General features: G+C 69.6%; 6 protein-coding genes. 2 read left to right on the forward strand and 4 right to left on the reverse strand.

Annotated features, from left to right (window positions below):
* Nucleotides 1–100 precede the first annotated feature (100 nt).
* Together AB7F93_RS13905 and AB7F93_RS13910 are read right to left on the reverse strand one after the other, a co-directional pair.
* Complete coding sequence (locus AB7F93_RS13905) at nt 101–496, reverse strand: Arm DNA-binding domain-containing protein (RefSeq protein WP_428303508.1); 396 nt, start codon at nt 494–496, stop codon at nt 101–103.
* A 250-nt stretch (nt 497–746) separates the two neighbouring features.
* The gene (locus AB7F93_RS13910; protein WP_428303509.1) at nt 747–2,177 is read right to left on the reverse strand and encodes an MATE family efflux transporter; all 1,431 of its coding nucleotides are present in this window, start codon (nt 2,175–2,177) and stop codon (nt 747–749) included.
* A gap of 95 nt (nt 2,178–2,272) precedes the next feature.
* On the opposite strand from AB7F93_RS13910, the gene AB7F93_RS13915 reads away from it, so the two are divergent.
* Nucleotides 2,273–3,103: a 2-keto-4-pentenoate hydratase gene (locus AB7F93_RS13915; protein WP_428303510.1), complete on the forward strand. Its 831-nt coding sequence runs from the start codon at nt 2,273–2,275 to the stop codon at nt 3,101–3,103.
* On the opposite strand, the gene AB7F93_RS13920 is transcribed toward AB7F93_RS13915, so the two are convergent.
* The gene (locus AB7F93_RS13920; RefSeq protein ID WP_428303511.1) at nt 3,031–3,825 is read right to left on the reverse strand and encodes a formylglycine-generating enzyme family protein; all 795 of its coding nucleotides are present in this window, start codon (nt 3,823–3,825) and stop codon (nt 3,031–3,033) included. The genes AB7F93_RS13915 and AB7F93_RS13920 overlap by 73 nt on opposite strands.
* 213 nt (nt 3,826–4,038) lie before the next feature.
* Between AB7F93_RS13920 and AB7F93_RS13925 the strand changes: the two genes are divergently transcribed.
* Nucleotides 4,039–4,656 carry a hypothetical protein gene (locus AB7F93_RS13925; RefSeq protein ID WP_428303512.1) on the forward strand — a complete coding sequence of 206 codons (618 nt, stop codon included), beginning with the start codon at nt 4,039–4,041 and terminating at the stop codon, nt 4,654–4,656.
* Here the strand turns inward: AB7F93_RS13925 and AB7F93_RS13930 are convergent.
* The coding region (locus AB7F93_RS13930) for a 3'-5' exonuclease (RefSeq protein WP_428303513.1) at nt 4,657–5,951 on the reverse strand (1,295 nt) is incomplete at its 5' end. It lies immediately after the preceding gene.

A 5,951-nucleotide genomic window follows, 5' to 3' on the forward strand; every position in this document is an offset into this window, starting at 1 on the left:
CGACGTCGACGGCGCGGGCCAGCTTGTAGATCAGGGATAGTGTTCACGTGTCCACCAACAGTTGAAGTGGACACGAGGCTCCTATGCGTCTACCCGACATTCAAGATGGTCGGACTGGACGCTCACCGACGTAGTCCAAGAGTGCCTTCTCCAGCGTCAGGCCATCGCGCCGCTGTAGAGCGGCCTTGCTCGCCGCTTCAGAGCGCAGGCGTGCATCCTCCGCTTCGGTCCAGTCCACGCCCGACCGTGCCAGGGCCCGGATGCGCGCGGCTTCGGCACAGGCGGCTGCCAGCTTGAGTTGACCGGGTCCCTCTCCGTACTCTTGAGGCAGCCGGTACTGCCGCTCGGTGTTGGAACCCTTGACCGTGTAGCGGACCAGAAGAGTTCGCTTGCCGTCTGGCGCGATGCGAAGCTGCAAGCCACGGTCGAGCGTGATCTTGTAGGGTTCAGGCCTCGGGCGGTGAGCCTCGACGGCGCGCACGGTGAGCAGGGGCATTCGTGTCCGACCGGTGTCCGAGAAACGGCGAGCACAGATGCTATCGAGCGGGACGACGCGAGACAAAGAATCCGCACTAAACCATTGATCTACATAGGCTTATTCGATTCTCAGGACGTCCCGAAGTGTCCCATCTAGACCGGCCCCACGCGACTGTTAATCCGTAGGTCCCTGGTTCGAGCCCAGGTCGGGGAGCCAAAACAAGCAAGGGGCCCGTCAGCGATGGCGGGCCCCTTTCTCTTGGGCGCGCTCAGATGCGCGCCGTCTTCCACTTCCCGCGCGTGAACAGCCACAGCGTGAACACGCCCACCGAGGTCTCGGAGACGAACACGGCCCAGAAGACGCCGGTGGCCTGCAGGTCCAGATGCAGCGCCAGCAGCCAGGCCAGCGGGATCTGGATCAGCCAGAAGAACACCAGGTTGATCTTGGTCGGCGTCACCGTGTCGCCGGCGCCGTTGAAGGCCTGCACCGAGACCATCCACCAGCCGTAGACGAAGAACGAGTACGACAGGATGCGCAGCCACTGCGCGCCGAGATCGACCACCGCGCGCTCGCTGGTGAACAGGCCCATCAGCTCGCGCGGGAAGAGGTAGAACACCACCGACACCGCGATGGTGAAGACCATGTTGTACCAGCCGATGCGCCACACCGAGGCCTCGGCGCGCCCGGGCTCGCCGGCGCCGAGGTTCTGGCCCACCAGCGTGGCCGCGGCGTTGGACATGCCCCAGGCCGGCATCAGGCTGAACATCATGAGGCGGATGGCGATGGTGGCCGCCGCCACCGCCTCGCTGCCGACGGCGGCGAGGATGCGCATCAGGAAGATCCAGGCCGTCATCGCCACGATCATCTGGCCGATGCCACCCAGCGAGGTACGCACGATGTGCCACATCGCTTCGGAGCGCACGGCGAAGTGCGCGCGGGCGACGCGGATGTGCTGGCTGCCGCGCAGCAGCATCCACAGCTGCATCGCCACACCGGTGCCGCGGCCGATGACGGTGGCGATGGCCGCGCCCTCGACGCCCATCGCCGGAATCGGCCCGAGACCGAAGATCAGGATCGGGTCGAGCACGATATTCATGCCGTTGGCCACCCACAGCACGCGCATCGCCACCGCCGCATCGCCGGCACCGCGGAAGATCGCGTTGCAGACGAACAGCAGCATCAGGATCACGTTGGTGCCGAGCATCCACTGCAGGTAGGCCACGCCGTGCGTGAGCGTCCACGCGTCGGCGCCCATCAGCTGCAGCAGCTCGCGCGCATAGACGATGCCGATCACCGCGAATGGCAGCGACGCCAGCACCGCGATCCAGATCGCCTGCGCGGCGCTGAGTGCCGCGGCCTCACGGTGGCCTTCGCCGGTGCGCCGCGCAACCACCGCCGTCACGGCCATCGCCAAGCCGACGCCGATGGCGTAGAGCAGGAACAGGAAGGTCTCGGTCAAACCAACCGTCGCCACGGCCGAGGCACCGAGCTTGGCGACGAACCAGATGTCCACCACGGCGAAGGTCGACTCGAGCACCAGCTCCAGCACCATCGGCACGGCGAGCAGGAACACGGCGCGCCGCAGCGGGATCTTGGTGTAGTCGGCGCCGGTGCCGCGGATCGCGTCGCCGACCTCGCGCCACAGGGAGCGGCGCGGCACGTCGGGTGCGGCGGCAGTGATCGGGTCGGTCGAACTCATCAGTCCTCTCTGGGTTGTGCTGCGGCGCTCCGGAGTGTCGGGCAAAACGCCAGCCGTCCTCTGGCAACATCGGCAGCCGTCTACCAGGAGCCGCGATGCCCCCCAGCGCCCTCGAAGCCGCCCGCCTGCTCTGGCGCTGCCGCGAATCGGGCAGCGTGATCGACGCGCTGCCCGACGCGCTGCGCCCGCGCGACGCCGCCGCGGGGCACGCCATCCAGGCCGCGCTGCCCCTCGTGGCCGGCCGGCCCGTGGTCGGCTGGAAGATCGCCGCCACCAGCACGGCCGGGCAGGCGCACATCCAGGTCGCCGGGCCGCTGGCCGGGCGCATCCTCGACAGCTTCGTCCATCCCGTCCGCGCCACGCTCGGCCTGGCCGGCAACCGCATGCGCGTGGTCGAGCCCGAGTTCGCCTTCCGCCTGGGCGCCGACCTGCCGCCGCGCGCCGCGCCCTACGGCGCCGACGAGGTCATGGAGGCCGTGGCCTCGCTGCACCCGGCGTTCGAGCTGCCCGATTCGCGCTTCGCCGAGTTCACCCGTGCGGGCCAGGCGCAGCTGATCGCCGACGACGCCTGCTGCGGCCGCTTCGCCTTCGGGCCGGCGGCCCCGCCGGAATGGCGCGCGCTCGACCTCGCGGCGCACGCCGTGCACGCGAAGGTTCACGGCGGCGATGGGACGCTTCGCTACACCCGCGACGGCCAGGGCCGCGCCCTGCTCGGCGATCCGCGCACCGCGCTCGTGTGGCTGGCCAACGAGCTGTCGTCGCTCGGCATCGGCCTGCGCGCCGGAGACTGGGCCTCGTGCGGCACCTGCATGGTACCGCTGGAGATCCTGCCGGGCGACCGTGTCGTCGCCGACTACGGCAGCTTGGGTCGCATCGAGATCGGCCTGTCCGGCGAGACCGACCGCGCGCAGCGAAAGCCGATGTAGACCACGGCAGTGTCGGCAGGCTTGCCCTGCAGGTGATCGGCGCGCATCTGCGCCGCGCCGTACCACCAGGAGCCGCCGCGCGTGCGCCGTTCGGCGTTGCCGGTGGCGCCGCGCGGCTCGTCCACCCACTCCCAGGCATTGCCGCCCATGTCGTGCAGGCCGTTCACACCGGCCGGCGTGACGCCGGCACGCGCATGGCCATCGCCCCGCAGCAAGGCGGCGCCGTGCCTCACGGCACGCTCCTTCGCCGCCACGCCGCAGTCGCCAAGGCATTGCGCGCCGTCGGGCCGCTCGCCGCTCGGGTACGGATAGGCGCGACCGCGCACGAACGGCGAGGGCGGCTCCTCGCGCTGCTCGGTATAGGCCGCGCTCACCCACTCCGCTTCGGAGGGCAGCCGTCCGCCCGACCAGCGGCAGAAGGCCTGAGCCTCGTCGAAGGTCACGTGCACCGCCGGTTCGTCGCCCTGCGCCGGCTGGCCAAAGGGCGCTCGCCAGTTCCAGCCGGGCTTGCGCACCCAGCCCGCCTCGTAAACCTGGCCGCCGCCTTGCCGCTCGGCCTGCGTGACGAGGCGAGTCGCCTCGGCGAAGCGGGCGAACTGTGCGACGGTGGTCTCGGTGCGGGCAATCTCGAAGGCGCCGACACGTTGCCAGTCGATGGACTCACCGGCCATCGCCGCCGTATTGACCAGCAACAAGCTCAAGAGGGAAAGCACTGACTTCATGCCTTCAGTCTAGGGAAGATGGCAATTCCTCCTTGTCCACAGTGGCGGTGGAGAACCCTGTGCACAAGCCGTGGAATGCCGACCCAGAGCCTTGCCGGGCCTCGCTTGCCGCTGGATCGCCCGCCGGCGCAGCAGCGGGACATCTGCACTTGCCGCCATGCACCAAAGCGGCGACCATCGGCCGAACCCGACCCGCCGCCTGTGCCTTCGACCATGCTTCGACTTCCCGGCCTGCTGATCCTGACTGCTGCCCTCTGGCCCACGGCGCCAGCCCTGGCGCAGCCCGACATCGCCCGCGCCACCGAACGCTGCGAACAGGAAGTGGCAGAGACCGTGCGGCGCATGCGTGGCAGCGCGGCCAAGGAGGTGCAGTTTCTCGCCTCGCGCCGCGTGCTCACGCCGCAGGCCGACGACGAGACGGCGATCCGCGGCGAAGGCCGCTACCGCTCGGCCGGTGGCGCCAGCGTCGGCTTCACCTACGGCTGCGCCTACCGCGCCGCCGACGACAGCACCTCGGGCGTCGTGTTCCGCGAGACGGGCGGCCAGCGCGCCGCCGCGGAAAAGCCCTTCGACCCCGACCTCACCAACGTCTCGCCGCAGGCTTGCGAAAGCGCGGCGGCGGCGGCGCTGAAGAAGCTGCACCCGCGCGTGGGCCGCATCAACTTCGGCTCCGATTCGCGGCGCGTGCAGCCCGGCGAGAACGACCGCATCGCGCTGATCGGCGCGGGCTCGGTGGAGCGCGCGCCGGGGATGAACCTGATCCCGTTCAGCTACCGCTGCGAGGTCGATCCGCGCAGCGGGCGGGTAGTGAACGTCAGCACGAAGGAATAGTCAGTTCACTGGCGTCAACTTGGCCACCGACAGCGCCAGCCACTTCATGCCGTGGCGGCCGAAGTTCACCTGGGCGCGGGCGTCCTCGCCGCTGCCCTCGAGCGTGACGATCACGCCTTCGCCGAACTTGGTGTGGAAGACGCTCTGGCCGGTGCGAAGGCCGTGTGAGGACGCCGCCTTCGGGGCCGACGGATAGGAACTGGCCGGCCGCGGCTCCACCTTCCCGGCGCCGACGATCGAGCCCAGCCCCGAGCCGCGCTGCCAGGCTTGCTGGTACTCGCGCGCGAAGCCCGAGCCGAAGCCCTGATTGCGCGGCGTGATCCACTTCAGGCAGGCCTCAGGCAGTTCGTCGAAGAAGCGGCTCTTGACGTTGTAGCGCGTCTGCCCGTGCAGCAGCCGCGTCTGGCTGAAGCTCAGGTACAGGCGCGTGCGCGCCCGCGTGATCGCCACGTACATCAGTCGCCGCTCTTCCTCCAGCCCATCATGGTCGGCGAGGCTGTTCTCGTGCGGGAACAGGCCTTCCTCCAGCCCGGTGATGAAGACGGCATCGAACTCCAGGCCCTTGGCCGAGTGCACCGTCATCAGCTGCACCGCGTCCTGCCCGGCCTGTGCCTGGTTGTCGCCGGCCTCCAGCGAGGCGTGCGTGAGGAAGGCGGCCAGCGGCGACATGATCTCGCCGGTCTCGGCATCGGGCGCCTGCGCTGCAGCGGCCGCACCCTGTTCGTCCACCGGCAGCGCCACGGCATCCTTGCCGAAGCCTTCCTGCGTGACGAAGGCCTCGGCGGCGTTGACCAGTTCCTCCAGGTTCTCGAGCCGGTCCTTGCCTTCCTTGTCGGTCTTGTAGAAGTCCACCAGGCCCGACGCGTGCAGCATGTGCTCGATGATCTCGCGCAGCGTCAGGCCGCGCGTGCCCTCGCGCATCGCGTCGACCAGCGCGACGAACGCCTGCAGGTTGGCACCTCCCTTGCCCGGCACCGCGCCCACGCTCTGCGCCAGGCTGCGGCCGCTGGCGCGCGCCGCGTCCTGCAGTTGCTCGAGGGTGCGCGCGCCGATGCCGCGGGTCGGGAAGTTCACCACGCGCAGGAAACTCGTGTCGTCGTTGGCATTCTCGATCAGGCGCAGGTAGGCCAGCGCGTGCTTCACCTCGGCGCGCTCGAAGAAGCGCAGCCCGCCATAGACCTTGTACGGAATGCCGGCGTTGAACAGCGCGCTCTCGAGCACGCGGCTCTGCGCGTTGCTGCGGTACAGCAGCGCGATCTCGTGGCGCGGCACGCCGTCGCGGTGCAGCTGCTGGG

Source organism: Immundisolibacter sp. (assembly GCF_050250495.1).
Classification (GTDB): domain Bacteria; phylum Pseudomonadota; class Gammaproteobacteria; order Immundisolibacterales; family Immundisolibacteraceae; genus Immundisolibacter.

Bases quoted from the DNA above. Each gene is read 5' to 3' on its own strand.
- AB7F93_RS13915 (WP_428303510.1), top strand. From the start codon at position 2,273: ATGCCCCCCAGCGCCCTCGAAGCCGCCCGCCTGCTCTGGCGCTGCCGC.
- AB7F93_RS13925 (WP_428303512.1), top strand. From the start codon at position 4,039: ATGCTTCGACTTCCCGGCCTGCTGATCCTGACTGCTGCCCTCTGGCCC.
- AB7F93_RS13905 (WP_428303508.1), bottom strand. From the start codon at position 496: ATGCCCCTGCTCACCGTGCGCGCCGTCGAGGCTCACCGCCCGAGGCCT.
- AB7F93_RS13920 (WP_428303511.1), bottom strand. From the start codon at position 3,825: ATGAAGTCAGTGCTTTCCCTCTTGAGCTTGTTGCTGGTCAATACGGCG.
- AB7F93_RS13910 (WP_428303509.1), bottom strand. From the start codon at position 2,177: ATGAGTTCGACCGACCCGATCACTGCCGCCGCACCCGACGTGCCGCGC.